Below are 15,264 nucleotides of genomic sequence, written 5' to 3'. Positions count from 1 at the left end.
AAGCGGAAATTATCTATTAAAGTTCGCGATATGGTAATTTTTTTAATAAAATCATTTTATTGCAGCTGAATAATCGGGGAGGGTGCGCAATACTATTATTCTATGTACGATATTACTGTGGATGAAAGGAAACTGATGATGAAAGAGGCGTTTCGCGGTTCTGGAATTGGAGTCATTTTCATGGCGTTCTTCGGTACACTATGGGCAGGTACCGGTGTAATGGGATTGCAGGGGTGGGGGTTTCCCTACGTGGAACTCGCAGCCATATTGGTCGGAATCATAATGGTTATCGGAGGCATATCATTAATTCATGCATCACAAAAAATGTCCAATCAAGTTTCAGAAAATGGGGCTAGGCGTCTGAAGCGTATCGGATTTTTGTTTAATATGGTCTTCATTGCCGAAGGTTTGCTGATCGGGATTGCCATTGCCATCTGTAACTTGATAGATCAGAACGATCTTATACCAGGCGTCATCGCCATTATTGTTGGGATTCATTTTTTACCTTTGGCGTCACTTTTCCAAATCAAGGTTTACTATGCAACAGGAGTGCTTCTCTGTTTATTGGCGCTTATCACATTGCTTATTGTGCCAGACACCGTCATGTTTGGGGAGCATCAAATCCTTGCACCGTTATCATTGCTCGGCTTCGGATGTACGCTAATTCTCTGGACCACTGGACTTACGCTATGGCTTGGAATAAAGAATTCAAGTCGAATGATAGCCGATGAAGATTGAACTCATCAAAAAACCCGTCATGAAGAACGGGTTTTTCATTTCGATTAATTTTTCATCCAGGTCAAGAGCCTGACAATTTGAAATGGCTCATTCCAAACGAGAATGAAACTTAAAAGAAAGAATGCAGCCACGGCCAAAAACTTCGACTTTCCTTTTTCATTGATAAACATGGCCCCGAAACTGCAAAACATACCAATAAGCAACGCACCGAATCCTGAAATCATAAGCAGCTCGGAAGCTTTTGCTAAAGCAAGGGAACAGCAAAATGATAGTGTACCAATCACTGCAAATACGATAGACCAATTGCTTAAACTTTTCATAGAGACTCCTTTTTTACTAATTATACCAATTTAGTGTTTGTAATGAAATTAATAAATTTGAGGTTGTCACTTATGGGAATATATTGTAATATATATAACAATATAAAAATCCATTTACATTTTTAGAAGCATTGATAAGGACATGAATCATTTTTACGGTCTGCAGAGAGGGAAGGGCAGCTGCGAACTTCCTGGCTTAGGAAACTGATTTACCGCCTTTGAGTTATATCGGTGAACAAGAGTAACTGATATCGTCTAAGCTGCGTTACAAGCTCCAGAGCCATGAGTGTTTTTTGCTTATGGGAAATTGGGTGGAATCACGGGTAACGCACTCGTCCCTTACTTAGGGATGGGTGCGTTTTTTATTATTATAATTTTTGCCATGATAAGGACAATAATCATTTTTACGGTCTGCAGAGAGGGGAGGGCAGCTGCGAACTTCCTGGCTTAGGAAACTGATTTACCGCCTTTGAGCTATATCGGTGAACAAGAGTAACCGATATCGTCTAAGCTGCGTTACAAGCTCCAGAGCCATGAGTGTTTTTTGCTTATGGGAAATTGGGTGGAACCACGGGTAAACGCACTCGTCCCTTGCATAGGGATGAGTGCGTTTTTTTATATATAAAAATATTGCCATGATAAGGACAATAATCATTTTTACGGTCTGCAGAGAGGGAAGGGCAGCTGCGAACTTCCTGGCTTAGGAAACTGATTTACCGCCTTTGAGCTATATCGGTGAACAAGAGTAACTGATATCGTCTAAGCTGCGTTACAAGCTCCAGAGCCATGAGTGTTTCTTGCTTATGGGAAATTGGGTGGAACCACGGGTAAACGCACTCGTCCCTTGCATAGGGATGAGTGCGTTTTTTTATTACTAAAAAAGGGGTGTTTATGTGATGGGTGAAAAAATGATTAAAGTTCAATTCCCGGATGGGCAGCAAAAGGAATATCCGCAAGGGATGACAGTGGAAAGTGTAGCAGGGTCCATCAGCTCAAGTTTAAGGAAAAAGGCAGTAGCAGGAATACTGAATAAGCAACTGGTTGACCTAAGTTTCAAGTTGAATAAGGATGCCGAACTGTCGATCTTGACTCTGGATTCGGATGAAGGATTAGAAGTTTTACGACATACATCGGCGCATGTTTTGGCGCAGGCTGTGAAAAGGCTATACCGAAATGTGGAATTAGGGATGGGGCCAGTCGTGGAAGATGGTTTTTACTATGATTTTAAGTTAGACCATCCTTTGAGTTCAGAAGATCTACAAGCCATTGAAAAAGAGATGGAGCATATCATAAGTGAAAATCTGGAAATTAAAAGGATCGAAGCTACTTATGATGAAGCTGTAAAGTTATTCGTGGGCAGAGGGGAGTCATTCAAGTTGGATATAGCAAAGAACATCCCTAATGGTGAAAAATTAACGCTTTATCAACAAGGGGAATTCGTCGATCTTTGCAGAGGGCCGCACCTTCCATCCACTTCATTTGTAAAATCGTTCAAATTGACTCGTGTATCTGGTGCCTATTGGCGGGGAGACAATCAAAATGAAGTGCTTCAAAGGGTGTATGGCGTGGCTTTCCAAAAGAAAAAAGATTTACAGGAGCATTTTGAATTTCTGGAAGAAGCGGCTAAACGCGATCACCGTAAATTAGGGAAGCAGTTGGAGTTATTCATGTTTTCGGAGGAAGCCCCTGGAATGCCGTTTTATTTACCGAAAGGACAAATTGTTAGAAATGAATTGGAGAAGTTCTCACGGGAGCTTCAAACTGAAGCTGACTACGACGAAGTTCGCACTCCTTTCATGATGAACCAGCGGTTATGGGAACAATCGGGTCACTGGGATCATTACCATGAGAATATGTACTTCACTGAGGTGGATCAAACAAAATTCGCGATGAAGCCAATGAACTGTCCGGGTCATATGCTTATATTCAAAAACAGTCTTTATTCTTACAGGGATTTACCCATCCGGATGGCCGAATTCGGTCAAGTCCACCGTCATGAATATAGCGGTGCATTGAACGGGATGCTGCGTGTCCGTACATTTTGCCAGGATGATGCCCACATTTATGTTCGGAAGGATCAAATCGAAAGTGAAATTAAACAAGTGTTTCATCTGATTGATAAAGTGTATCGCACTTTTGGATTCGAGTATTCCGTGGAGCTCTCGACTCGTCCAGAGGATTCAATGGGCGATGACTCCCTTTGGGAAGCTTCTGAAACAGCCTTGAAAAATGTTCTGGAAAGCATCGGGATACATTATCAAGTAAATGAAGGGGACGGGGCATTTTATGGACCGAAAATTGATTTTCATATTAAAGATGCATTAAAAAGAAGCCATCAATGTGCTACAATCCAGCTTGATTTTCAAATGCCCGATAAATTTGATCTGACTTACATTGATGAAAATAATGAAAAAGTCCGTCCGGTCGTCATTCATCGTGCCATTTATGGATCGATCGATCGTTTTTTTGGAATTCTGATAGAACATTTTGCCGGTGCATTTCCCGTATGGCTCGCTCCGGTGCAAGTACAGATCATCCCTGTCTCACAGGTTCATTTGAACTATTGTTTAAAGGTTCAAAAAGAACTGAAGAATAAAGGCATAAGAGTGAAAATCGATGATCGGAATGAAAAGCTGGGGTATAAAGTCAGGGAAGCACAGATGGGGAAAATCCCATATATGCTGGTTCTTGGAGATAAAGAAGAGAAAGAAAATGAAGTGAATGTCCGGAAATACGGGGAACAAGAATTTGAAAATGTCGCAATAGAAGTGTTCATTAAGAAAATGGTACAGCAAATAAAAGAACGCGGCAACTAACAAAAAAGCAGCTTAATCCGGAACTCACGAGTAAATGTGCGAAATTCACGAGTAAATACGCGGAACTCACGAGTAAATGCCCATTGGATTAGGTTTGGATAAAAAAAGACAGCCGGAATATTTCGGCTGTCTTTTTTCTATCTACAAATCCATACCCAGCCAACGCCCTGAACGAACTGCTGAAACAGTTACCGCCCGGTCCGCCTTGACCGCCACCTTGTCCGCCGCCTTGACCGCCACCTTGTCCGCCGCCTTGTCCGCCGCCTTGACCGCCACCTTGTCCGCCGCCTTGTCCGCCGCCTTGTCCGCCACCTTGTCCGCCGCCTTGTCCGCCGCCTTGACCGCCGCCCTGACCGCCGCCCTGACCGCCGCCTTGACCGCCGCCACCGACAGGGCAAGTTAATCCTAGATATTGTAATCCGACTATATCTGTATGATGAATCTCATTCGGGATGCCACCCTCGAGTATCTGTACCATACCAGTAGCAGCATTGAACCCCATCAAAATAAAGGTGTGCTCGGTGTTACCCCAAAAACCTCTGAAACAATGACCTTGTCGGCCTGCGTTTAAATGACTCTGAATAGTAGCTAATGGAACCAGTGTTTGTACTGGCATTCTGTAATCATAATAAGGCAAATTGGCATAAGAATTATCATAATAATATGGATCATTATAATATGGAACATTATAAGGGTAATAATTATTATACATTTAAGAAATCCTCCCTTTGTGTTTACCCTTTCAAGCTATGAACAAAGAGGGATAAGTGTCCGACATGGACAAAGATGGACATTAAAATGGGTTGCCTATTTTATATATTTAATGAATGTAAGAGTAAACTCTTTATGTAAATAAAGCCTTGGCTGCTTGGATGGCAAAGTAAATGCCAATCCCTATAAGGGATATTCCTGAAATGATCGAGATGCCCATTAGAATGGGGTTGGATAAAATGCGTCTGAAGGTGCTGGCGATGATGGCCATTGCGAAATCCCAGGTTAAGAGGCCGACAAGGATCCCTGAACTGTATAAAAGCAATTGATCCATATCATATTTTGAAGCGGAGTTTGCCAGAATGGATCCGTAAATTCCAAGCCAAAACAAAATGGATAAAGGATTCGAAAGGGACATGATGAATCCTGTCAGGAATGAAGAAATAAGGGAATCTTTCGCTTTTCGTGCATTCACTTCAATCTTACCTGCACTTAACAGACTTTCGATTCCGGTATAGGTCAGGACGAAAAATCCAAACAGCCATAAAAATGTCTTCATGAAGGAGTTGTCCAAAAAGTGGACGACACCGAAAAAGACGAGGGCTATAAATACAAAATCAGCTAAAATGGCACCCCAGCCAAAAACCCAGGCATGCCAAAAACCCTTCTTGATTCCTTGGTCCAATTGAGCAGCATTTATGGGACCGATAGGAGCCGCCAGTGATAAGCCTAATAATACATAGCTGAAAAAAACACCCAATTCATCACCTCATCGTTTGTTACATCTTCACTTATTTGAATGTATTCAGATAATTAGACTTGTACCACATTTTTGACCCTTTTTTTGAGTGGATATGGTGAATCATTGTCCGGTTTGCTGCTTATGGATGTACCTAGTCGTGACATGGTGTTTTTGTAACAACACAGAAAACTCCTTCATAATGTAATTTAGTCAAATGGAAAGACGCCAATTTTAATGCATGCGCTATTCAAAGCGGAATTGGAGGATAATTATGCCTGAATTATCGATGCCGAATAAATACAAAACAATTCTTGATATCATGCATACGGATATTGCAATAAATGAAATTAAGAATCATTTTGAAGAAGGAATTTCAAATGCGTTAAACCTGATAAAAGTATCAGCACCTATCATTTTAAATGAAGGTAATGGCATAAATGACAATTTAAATGGTGTGGATCGGATTCTTACCTTTGAAGCTCTGGATATTAAGAATAAACAAATCGAAGTGGTTCAATCTTTGGCGAAGTGGAAAAGAATCACTCTATCTAGGTATGGTTTGGCGTGTGATGAAGGCATTTACACAAATATGAATGCGATAAGACGTGATGAAAAACTGGATCATTTACACTCTTTATTTGTGGATCAATGGGACTGGGAGAAAGTCATAACGAAGGAACAGCGTAACGTAGATACATTAAAATCTGAAGTAAAAAAAATATATAGAGCCATTAAATCGACCGAATGTTATATGTTTGAATTCCATCATCTGCTTAAGCCTGTGTTACCTGATGACATTCACTTCATTACGACCCAGGAGTTGGAGGATTTATACCCGAATCTGACTTTGAAGGAAAGGGAGAATGTGGCAGCGAATAAATATGGTGCAATTTTCATCATGAAAATTGGCGGAGAGTTACAATCGGGGGAAAAGCATGATGGACGTTCACCGGATTATGATGATTGGGACCTAAATGGAGATATCGTTTTATGGAATCCACTCTTGGAATGTGCTTTTGAAGTTTCTTCAATGGGAATTCGAGTAGATGAAAAGTCACTGTTAAAACAATTAAGATTATCCAAAAACGAAAATCGTAAGGTGCTCGATTATCATAAGGCCGTATTGGAAGGAAAGCTTCCGTATTCAATAGGTGGAGGAATAGGGCAATCCAGATTATGCATGTTTCTGCTGAAGAAAGCACATATTGGCGAGGTTCAGGTTTCGGTATGGAATGACCAAATATTAAAGGATTGTGAAAAAAGGAATATTATTCTTTTATAAAGACGAAAGGAGGAAACCCATTATTAAACAGAATGGGTTGAGTTTGTAGACAAAAGGGGCTCCAATTGAAATCACGTTGATATTTTACACTCTCTAAAATGTAGGCAATCTAAATTAATATCGAGTTGTCAACAGTCTGACCCATTCTTAAACAGAATGGTTTTTTTGTTTTAAAGGTAATAGGGGTAATTTTGGGTAAAGCGCTACTGAATAAATCTTTCTGCGCTATAACATAATAATTGAAGACATCTAATAATGATGCAAAACAAATTAGTTTCACAATGTTACCTTTTATGCAATAAGTTGCTTTTATAATGGATGAGGAGTGTAAGTATGGAGGGTCATGAGAAGCAAAATAAAGATGTAAGCGTATGGTGCCTGATCAGTATGGCATCGATTCCATTGGTAATGACACTTGGAAATTCAATGCTTATCCCGGTTTTGCCCATTTTCGAGGAAAAGGTGGGAATATCTTCATTTCAATCCAGTATGGTTATAACAAGCTATTCCGTAGCATCCATTTTTTTAATTCCTATAGCGGGTTATTTATCAGATAGATTTGGACGGAAAATGGTGATTCTGCCAAGCTTGATCCTAGCCCTTATCGGCGGCTTGATCGCAGGTTATGCATCATGGAAAATGGAGAATCCATACACATGGATCATCATTGGGAGGGTATTGCAAGGGATTGGGGCGTCTGGGGCCTCGCCCATCATTTTGCCTCTGGTGGGGGATCTATACAAGGATGATGATGAAAAAACCAGTTCTTGTTTAGGAATCATAGAAACCTCGAATACATTTGGGAAAGTACTGAGTCCAATACTGGGTTCCCTGTTTGCTGCATTTATCTGGTTTTTACCATTCTTCTCAATTTCATTCTTCAGTTTAATATCTATTGTCTTGGTCTTTTTCTTTATAAAGGTACCAAAGGAGAAGGATGATCCGAAGAAATTCAAAGAATTCTGGCATGATACGAAAAAAATATTCAAGCAGGAAGGGAAATGGTTATATACAGTTTTCCTGATTGGTGTATTTGTCATGTTGGTTTTGTTTGGTGTTCTTTTCTTTTTGTCTGATAATCTGGAAAAAATCCATGATTTGCATGGAGTTAAAAAAGGTTTAGTAATAGCGATCCCGCTGTTTTTCCTTTGTGTATCTTCTTATGTTGCCGGGAAAAAAATCAAGGGTGAATTACCAATCATGAAAAAAATCATCATGATCAGTATAGCTGTTCTTTCAATCAGCCTTGTATTTGTCGGTTTTACAAAAAACAAGGTTTTCCTTTTATTACTCGTAACGAGTTTGGTGGGCATAGCGATTGGTGCGTTATTGCCGACACTCGACGCAATCATCACTCAAAATATAAAAAAGGAACAGCGGGGTACGATAACTTCCTTCTATATGTCATCAAGGTTCATTGGTGTTGCGGCAGGCCCTCCGGTCATGTCCCTTGTCATGAAAAATCATATCAATTTGACCTATATCATTTCAGGGATCATTGGTATAGGCATCGTTTTGATTGTTATGAAATTCATTAGTTCAGACAAAAAAGAAGCTGCTGCCTAATAGGTTTTTATGGAAGTTCTCCGAAAAAGCCGGGCTTTCCCACGGCTTTTTTTGTTTGTAAATCGGGAAATTTTTTTTGGCAAGTGGTTATAGGCTAAGGGTTGTCACATAAAATGTACAAGTCATGAACTAGCTCGAAGGAGTGATGCTTTTTGAGTGTACATTTACTGCTGAGTTACTTTTTCTTGGGACTTACCCTTGCAGCACCGATCGGTCCGGTGAACTCTGCTCGTATCGATAAAGGAATCAAGAACGGGTTTTGGCATGCCTGGATCGTTGGGGCAGGGTCGATGATTGCAGATGCCTTGTTCATGATTTTAGTGTATATAGGTATGGTAAGGTTTTTAGAAATTCCGATTGTCCAGATTTTTCTATGGCTTTTTGGGGGATTCGTGCTTATTTATTCTGGGGTCGAAAGTGTTTTACGAGTCAATACGATATTATTAAATGAATATAGGAATAAAGATTCTTTAATTTCCTGTTTTTTGACAGGGTTCATCATGTCTGTGACCAGTCCATTATCCATTTTATTTTGGTTGGGGATATATGGATCTGTTTTAGCTAAAACAGCTTCAAGTTATGGGACATCCCAACTTTTCATTTATAGCGGGATGATCTTCCTCGGGCTTACCTGTTGGGATTTTTTTGTAGCGGCATTAACGAATGGATTTCGCAGGTTCTTAAATGAAAAAAGCTTAATGGCCATTTCGATCATCTCTGGATTATCATTGGTAGGCTTTGGGGTTTATTTTGCATATCAAGGTATTTCTGCCATCATATCATAAAGCACAATGCTTTAGTTTATTACATAAGGTAGGGTATTTGAAAACTTCTTCCTTGCATAATTCATTGTGGCAATATCAACACTATGAATGATGGAAGAGGAGGTAATGTCATGACGACAAAAGCCAATTGCAGTTCAGCGAAAGGGAAGGCTGTCCAAGATTCTAATGCATCGGGTGAACAACAAGGCGATATGAAATGGTGGCAGCTATCATTGGTCGGTGTAGGCTGTACGATCGGGACAGGGTATTTCCTTGGATCGACTATAGGGATTAAAACGACGGGGCCATCCATTGTATTTTCATTTGTATTGGCTGCACTAGGTACCTACATCGTTTATAATCTGCTTGCCAAGATGACTGCGGCCGATCCTCAAGAGGGTTCTTTTTGTTATTATGCCAATAAAGCATTTGGACGATGGGCTGGCTTTAGCTGTGGCTGGAATTATTGGTCCTCCAATATATTAATCATGGGAAGCCAGCTTACTGCGCTTTCGCTATTATCTCAATTTTGGTTCCCGAAAGTACCGCTGTGGCTATTTGCATCCGGATTCGCAATTGTTTCAATCGTGGTGGTATTGTTGGGAACAAAAGGGTTCGACAGGGTGGAAAACATCCTTGCGGTAATTAAGACAGCAGCAATCGTAATGTTTATCATTATAGCAATATGTGCCGTTTTCGGCTGGTTTGGTCTTGATGGAGGGAAACCGCCATCCTTTCCGAATAAGTTCAATGAATTATTCCCAAAAGGGTTAAAAGGGTTTTGGACATCACTAATCTATGCTTTTTATGCGTTTGGCGGCATTGAGGTCATTGGACTGATGGCGATGCAGCTTAAAAAGAAAGAAGATGCGCCAAAGGCAGGGACGATCATGCTCTTGGTTCTAACCATCATATATGTGGTTTCATTGGGGTTAGCCGTAACCATGATATCGTTAGGGGCATTCAGTGAAAAAGAAAGTCCATTCGTTTCGGCATTGGACAGCTATCATCTGACATTTTTCCCGCACGTATTTAATGGTGCAATTATAATAGCTGGTTTCTCGACGATGACCGCTTCACTTTTTGGTGTAACCAATCTTTTGGTAACACTCTCCAATGACGGGAACGCACCCTCATTATTCATGCAAAAGATTAAGAAATTCAAGGACCTTCCACTGCCTTCACTTGGTCTTGGAGCCTTAGGACTTTTAGGGTCAATCATCACTGCATTGCTCCTGCCAGGCAAGATTTATGAATACATCACAACATCTGCTGGAATATTACTTTTGTATAACTGGGCATTCATCATTCTTTCTTCATTTAAAATCTTGGAAAATAAGATTTGGAGTAAGATCACGGCCGTTTTCGGACTTCTTTTAATTTTAGCGGCGGTCAGTGGCACTCTGCTTGAAAAAGAAATACGTCCAGGTTTTTTCATCAGCCTTTTATTCATCGTGATCATCGGTCTTGCCGCCGTTTTCATGAAATTCAAGGTTTGGAATAAGAACAAGGCGATGGCCGCAAAAGCCAGTAAATCAGAACTTGATTGAAAAAAAGGAACTCGACTAACGAAGTCTAGTTCCTTTTGGTGTGCTTTCGATTTGGTGCTAAATTTCAATGATGATCGGAAGGATCATTGGCTTTTTCTTAGTTTGAGTAAAGAGATAGTGCCCCAATTCCTTCTTTATGGTTTGTTTGATGATGTTCCAACGGTATATCTTTTCACTTTGTAAGTCGTTGACCGTTTTCGTGACAAGACGATTCACATGTTTAAGGAGGTCCTCGGAATTTTGAACATATACAAATCCACGGGAAATTGTATCGGGTCCTGATACTATTTTTCGTTCCGACTTGCTTAATGTTATGACGATTACGAGCATGCCATCTTCGGAAAGCTGCTTACGGTCCCGCAGAACGATTTCTCCAACATCACCAACGCCGACACCGTCAACAAAGGTATTGCCGGCAGCCACCTTTCTCGTTTGACGGGCAACGGAGTTTTCAATATCCACCACATCGCCATTACTGATAATGAAAGTATTGCCCTTCTCTACCCCGACAGACTCAGCCAGTAATCGATGTTGGTGCAACATCCGATATTCACCGTGAATTGGAATGAAATACTTCGGTTTCATAAGGGTAAGCATGAGCTTCAACTCTTCCTGATAGGCATGTCCGGATACATGCATGCCTGTTACAGTCCCAGAACCGTAAATGACTTTGGCACCAAGTTGAAATAGGTTGTCGATGATTCGTGAAACATCCCGTTCATTTCCGGGTATTGGAGTGGAGGCAAGAATCACTGTATCATCAGGCAGTATACTCATATCCCGATAATTTGAACTGGAAAGGCGGGAAAGGGCAGCAAACGGCTCTCCTTGACTTCCTGTACATAAAACCGCGATCCTTTCAGGAGCATAATTATCGACTTCATGTGGTTGGATAAGCATCCCATCAGGTACCTCGAGGTAGCCGCGTTCAATGGCAACGGATACGACGTTCACCATGCTACGTCCAATCAGGGCAAGTTTCCGGTTTGTCTTCTGTGCAGCGTTCACAACTTGTTGAACTCGATTTACATTTGAAGCGAAGGTCGAAAGAAAGACTTTCTGTTTTGCCTGCATGAAGGCCTCTTCGATATGGCTGCCAACGAGATGCTCCGAGGGACTGGAGCCGGGACGTTCAGCGTTCGTGCTTTCCGATAATAAAACCAAAACACCTTCACTCCCGATCTTGGCCATTTTATGAATATCGGGATACTGATCATTCATGGGAGTCAAGTCAAACTTAAAGTCCCCTGTATGAACGACCGTGCCTTCTGGCGTTCGCATGGTGACACCAAGGCAATCGGGTATACTATGATTCGTTTTGAAAAAGTCGAGAACCATCTCTCCAAATTCCAATCTTGAATCCGAGTCGATCTGGATTAACTCCGTATCACCCAAAAGGTTATGTTCTTTTAATTTCAATTCAATCAAACCTAGTGTTAAACGTGTGGCATAAATGGGTACATTCAATTTTTTTAAGAAATAGGGGATACCGCCAATATGATCTTCATGCCCATGAGTAACAATCAAAGCCCGGATCTTCTCCTTATTCTCCTGGAGAAAGGAAATATCAGGAATGATTAAATCGACTCCTAATAAACTTTCATCAGGAAACTTGGCACCACAGTCAATAATGACGATATCGTTTGCATATTGAACCACATACATGTTTTTACCGATTTCATTCACTCCGCCCAGAGCCAGTATGGACAAAGCATTCTCTTTCACACTCAAGTGGGTAGACCTCCCTTTATTATGATAAGGATAGTGTTTCCTTAGGCACCTTTTATAAAACCACTCTTTTTATAAAATCGGGGCAATGCAAGAAGCCGTAAAAAAACACCTGCCGATTTCGGTAGGTGCGTGTGTCTTCAATCTTCAACGGCTCAAGCAAGAGTTGATGCTTTCTTCAAAAGAATCAATGTATGCTTGGACCTGAGAAGCATATCTAGTCTTCAAAGTGGCCAGCAAACTTTCTATCAAGAATTCTCGCGGTTTGTCAGACTGCATTAGCTCATCTTGGATGAAGTCGACCAATTCAATGGCTCTTGTTCGATTTTCATCGTAAGGAAAAGCTTTGTTTATCGCTTTTTTCAATTCCGTGGTGGAATGAAGCAAATCATTATGGCAAGGTTCAAGGTGGTTTGTAAAGTTTGGAAACCATGTGTCCATTAGTTCCGGATCAATGATCTGTTCCCCGCTTTCAGCCACTTCATTGACTAAATGGACAATGCGGTTCATGCAATAGCGGATAATTTGTATGTCCGGTGTACCGGCGGGATTAGCACGATAACTAAAATGATTCATGTGGGTCATCATCGAATGAAAGATAATGACGCTATCTAAAAGATAGGGTTTTTTGCTTTCCCCGAAGATATCGATAAAACGGTTATACATCCAGCGTAAGCTCAACAATAGCGTTTTATTGATGAATTGTTTTAATTCTTCATCGTTGGAAACACGGACTTCTTCGATCAGGATGAGCAATTTGCTTTGCTTGTTCACCATTAATTGCAGTTCTAGCTGCCGGATGAAAATTTCAATATCGGCGGAATCTTGACCAATCAACAGTTTTTCCCGTTCATGGCGAATCTTTGTATAAAAGGAACGGAAAATGGCTATAAATAATTCACCCTTCGAAGGGAAATAATTATAAAATGTACCTTTTGATATACCGCTGCCGTCTAGAATGTCCTGGATGGACGTCGCTTGGTAGCCTTTGTCAATAAAAAGCTTATGAGCCGTATCGATGACATTCTGCCTTCGATTATTCATCATATCACCTAATTTTCATTATACTGCTTGTATAAATTTAATCGTACTCTATTTTTCATGACAGCACAAACCCTTATTTAAACCAGTAAATTTCTATTGCAAAAATTGAACTAGGGGTATATTATTGATTTTGTGAGATTGGAATATACCGCTCGTCTAATTAAATGAACCAATAGTTTGAATGGAGGAATAGATAAAAAGTGAGTACTGCACAAATAAATGAGAAAAAGGGTTCGTATGGCATTTTGGCCATATTGATGGTCGGGGCTTTCATATCGATACTGAATTCAACCCTTTTAAATATTGCACTGCCATCAATTCAAATAGACCTGGGAATAGAGACTTCCACAGTTCAATGGCTGACAACTGGCTACATGCTCGTGAACGGAATCATGATTCCGACAACTGCCTTCTTAATAAGAAAATATTCGGTACGTAATCTGTTCCTGACAGCCATGCTCCTATTCTCAATCGGGACAATCGTGGCAGGTGTAGCGCATGTATTCCCGCTATTATTGAGCGCACGTATGGTTCAGGCTGCCGGTTCGGCAATCATGATGCCATTATTAATGAACGTACTTTTAACTTCTTTCCCTGTTGAAAAACGGGGCTCGGCAATGGGACTATTCGGTTTGGTCATGATGTTTGCCCCTGCAATCGGGCCGACGCTTTCAGGCTGGATCATCGAACATTATGATTGGAGAATGCTATTCCATTTCATTACTCCGCTAGCTTTACTAGTGCTTATTTTCGGCTTCTTTAAACTTAAAGACCACAAGGAAAAAGTCAATATCTCAATTGATAAAATATCGGTCATCCTTTCAAGCTTAGGCTTTGGCGGTTTGCTTTACGGATTCAGTTCGGCAGGCAGCAAAGGTTGGGATAGCCTTGAGGTATACGGCACACTGATTGTCGGTGCCATCTCCCTGACCCTTTTCATAACACGCCAGCTTAAAATGGAAACACCAATGCTTGAGTTCAAGATCTTCAAGCACCCGATGTTCGCTTTATCCGCAACGATCTCAATCGTACTGAACATGGCGATGTTCTCGGGGATGATCTTAATTCCGATGTACACACAAACAGTACGTGGCATTTCACCATTCGATTCTGGATTACTGATGCTTCCAGGTGCGTTATTAATGGCCCTCATGTCACCGGTTACCGGTAAGCTTTTCGATAAGTTCGGTGCCCGCATCCTTGCTTCAATCGGATTGCTTATCACCGTGGTAACTACGTATTTGCTAAGTAAATTATCAATGGAAACTACGTATACAGAAATTGTAATCCTGTTTTCCGTTCGTTCCTTCGGGATGTCAATGTCCATGATGCCGATCATGACAAATGGTTTGAACTCGCTGCCAGCCCGCATGAACCCGCACGGTACAGCCATGAATAACACACTGAACCAAATTTCCGGTGCGATCGGTACGGCATTGCTCGTTACGGTCATGTCTAACCGTGCAGCTTCTACTGCCGAAGATTTAATGACGAAAGCGATGAGCAAATTAACAAGCCAGCCCACCGCTGAGATGATGGGCCAAATGAAAGCCCAAATCGGGATGCAGGCAATGCTGGATGGAATTAACTTCTCCTTCTTTGTATCTACCTTCATTGCCGGTGTGGCGCTGATTCTGGCATTATTCATTAAGCGTGCATGGCCAGCTGAAGAAAAACCAGCTATGAAAAAAGATCAAACCGCTTAAATGAAACAATATAAGGCCCTATGCCGCCTGAATCGTCAGGCAGCATGGGGCTTTTTTTAATAACATCAGCCCTCTAGTTTGATTTACAGCGGAATTAATTCAGGCTACAGCGAATTATTCGATCTACGATGTAGTAATTCGACCCTCGCTGGAGTAATTCGACCTACCACCGATTTAATTCGACCCCCGCTGGGGTTAATTCGACCTACCACCGATTAAATGCGACCCACGTTGGAATAATTCGACCTACCACCGATTTAATTCGACCCCCGCTGGAGTAATTCGACCTACCGCCGA

12 protein-coding genes and 3 other annotated features are annotated in these 15,264 nt (G+C 41.2%); of the genes, 7 read left to right on the top strand and 5 right to left on the bottom strand.

Going from position 1 to position 15,264, the window contains the following annotated elements; all coding sequences use genetic code 11:
* The first annotated feature begins 138 nt into the window (after window positions 1-138).
* Window positions 139-738: a DUF7010 family protein gene (locus ACYP5M_RS11765; RefSeq protein WP_452444490.1), complete on the top strand. Its 600-nt coding sequence runs from the start codon at window positions 139-141 to the stop codon at window positions 736-738.
* A 44-nt stretch (window positions 739-782) separates the two neighbouring features.
* Here the strand turns inward: ACYP5M_RS11765 and ACYP5M_RS11760 are convergent, their stop codons facing one another.
* Entirely contained in the window at window positions 783-1,058 is a 276-nt protein-coding gene (locus ACYP5M_RS11760; protein WP_452444491.1) for a hypothetical protein, read from the bottom strand.
* 122 nt (window positions 1,059-1,180) lie between these two features.
* Window positions 1,181-1,401 (top strand) — a binding site (T-box leader).
* A gap of 30 nt (window positions 1,402-1,431) precedes the next feature.
* Window positions 1,432-1,653: a binding site (T-box leader), on the top strand.
* 31 nt (window positions 1,654-1,684) lie between these two features.
* Window positions 1,685-1,906, top strand: a binding site (T-box leader).
* A 60-nt stretch (window positions 1,907-1,966) separates the two neighbouring features.
* On the opposite strand from ACYP5M_RS11760, the gene thrS reads away from it, so the two are divergent.
* Entirely contained in the window at window positions 1,967-3,874 is a 1,908-nt protein-coding gene (thrS, locus tag ACYP5M_RS11755) for a threonine--tRNA ligase (protein WP_459735137.1), read from the top strand.
* A gap of 88 nt (window positions 3,875-3,962) precedes the next feature.
* On the opposite strand, the gene ACYP5M_RS11750 is transcribed toward thrS, so the two are convergent.
* Both ACYP5M_RS11750 and ACYP5M_RS11745 read right to left on the bottom strand, forming a co-directional pair.
* Window positions 3,963-4,586, bottom strand: coding sequence for a hypothetical protein (locus ACYP5M_RS11750; protein ID WP_459735072.1), 624 nt, complete (start codon window positions 4,584-4,586; stop codon window positions 3,963-3,965).
* 132 nt (window positions 4,587-4,718) lie between these two features.
* The gene (locus ACYP5M_RS11745) at window positions 4,719-5,345 is read right to left on the bottom strand and encodes a LysE family transporter (protein ID WP_434167694.1); all 627 of its coding nucleotides are present in this window, start codon (window positions 5,343-5,345) and stop codon (window positions 4,719-4,721) included.
* A gap of 268 nt (window positions 5,346-5,613) precedes the next feature.
* Here ACYP5M_RS11745 and asnA point away from each other — a divergent pair, with 268 nt between their 5' ends.
* From asnA to ACYP5M_RS11725, 4 genes are all read left to right on the top strand, one after another.
* Complete coding sequence (gene asnA, locus ACYP5M_RS11740; protein WP_434169719.1) at window positions 5,614-6,609, top strand: aspartate--ammonia ligase; 996 nt, start codon at window positions 5,614-5,616, stop codon at window positions 6,607-6,609.
* A 333-nt stretch (window positions 6,610-6,942) separates the two neighbouring features.
* Window positions 6,943-8,175: an MFS transporter gene (locus ACYP5M_RS11735; RefSeq protein ID WP_230176604.1), complete on the top strand. Its 1,233-nt coding sequence runs from the start codon at window positions 6,943-6,945 to the stop codon at window positions 8,173-8,175.
* 152 nt (window positions 8,176-8,327) lie between these two features.
* On the top strand, window positions 8,328-8,960 hold the full coding sequence (locus tag ACYP5M_RS11730; RefSeq protein ID WP_434167693.1) for a LysE family transporter: 633 nt from the start codon (window positions 8,328-8,330) through the stop codon (window positions 8,958-8,960).
* 191 nt (window positions 8,961-9,151) lie between these two features.
* Window positions 9,152-10,489 (top strand): amino acid permease, encoded by a 1,338-nt coding sequence (locus tag ACYP5M_RS11725; RefSeq protein ID WP_434169718.1) that lies wholly within the window; start codon window positions 9,152-9,154, stop codon window positions 10,487-10,489.
* A 57-nt stretch (window positions 10,490-10,546) separates the two neighbouring features.
* On the opposite strand, the gene ACYP5M_RS11720 is transcribed toward ACYP5M_RS11725, so the two are convergent.
* The gene (locus tag ACYP5M_RS11720; RefSeq protein ID WP_434167692.1) at window positions 10,547-12,220 is read right to left on the bottom strand and encodes a ribonuclease J; all 1,674 of its coding nucleotides are present in this window, start codon (window positions 12,218-12,220) and stop codon (window positions 10,547-10,549) included.
* 144 nt (window positions 12,221-12,364) lie between these two features.
* Complete coding sequence (locus ACYP5M_RS11715; RefSeq protein ID WP_459735071.1) at window positions 12,365-13,261, bottom strand: TetR/AcrR family transcriptional regulator; 897 nt, start codon at window positions 13,259-13,261, stop codon at window positions 12,365-12,367.
* 257 nt (window positions 13,262-13,518) lie between these two features.
* Between ACYP5M_RS11715 and ACYP5M_RS11710 the strand changes: the two genes are divergently transcribed.
* Window positions 13,519-14,967, top strand: coding sequence for a DHA2 family efflux MFS transporter permease subunit (locus ACYP5M_RS11710; protein ID WP_452444619.1), 1,449 nt, complete (start codon window positions 13,519-13,521; stop codon window positions 14,965-14,967).
* The last annotated feature ends 297 nt before the right edge of the window (window positions 14,968-15,264 follow it).

It is taken from the genome of Peribacillus sp. N1, from assembly GCF_054600815.1.
Note: the sequence above shows the minus strand (reverse complement) of the source record. Positions and strands in the feature narration are given on the sequence as shown.

What these genes read in the sequence shown, in the direction of transcription:
- asnA (WP_434169719.1), top strand. Translation starts at nt 5,614, where the DNA reads ATGCCGAATAAATACAAAACAATTCTTGATATCATGCATACGGATATT.
- ACYP5M_RS11710 (WP_452444619.1), top strand. Translation starts at nt 13,519, where the DNA reads ATGGTCGGGGCTTTCATATCGATACTGAATTCAACCCTTTTAAATATT.
- ACYP5M_RS11715 (WP_459735071.1), bottom strand. Translation starts at nt 13,261, where the DNA reads ATGAATAATCGAAGGCAGAATGTCATCGATACGGCTCATAAGCTTTTT.
- ACYP5M_RS11760 (WP_452444491.1), bottom strand. Translation starts at nt 1,058, where the DNA reads ATGAAAAGTTTAAGCAATTGGTCTATCGTATTTGCAGTGATTGGTACA.
- ACYP5M_RS11735 (WP_230176604.1), top strand. Translation starts at nt 6,943, where the DNA reads ATGGAGGGTCATGAGAAGCAAAATAAAGATGTAAGCGTATGGTGCCTG.
- ACYP5M_RS11750 (WP_459735072.1), bottom strand. Translation starts at nt 4,586, where the DNA reads ATGTATAATAATTATTACCCTTATAATGTTCCATATTATAATGATCCA.
- ACYP5M_RS11725 (WP_434169718.1), top strand. Translation starts at nt 9,152, where the DNA reads ATGAAATGGTGGCAGCTATCATTGGTCGGTGTAGGCTGTACGATCGGG.
- thrS (WP_459735137.1), top strand. Translation starts at nt 1,967, where the DNA reads ATGATTAAAGTTCAATTCCCGGATGGGCAGCAAAAGGAATATCCGCAA.
- ACYP5M_RS11765 (WP_452444490.1), top strand. Translation starts at nt 139, where the DNA reads ATGAAAGAGGCGTTTCGCGGTTCTGGAATTGGAGTCATTTTCATGGCG.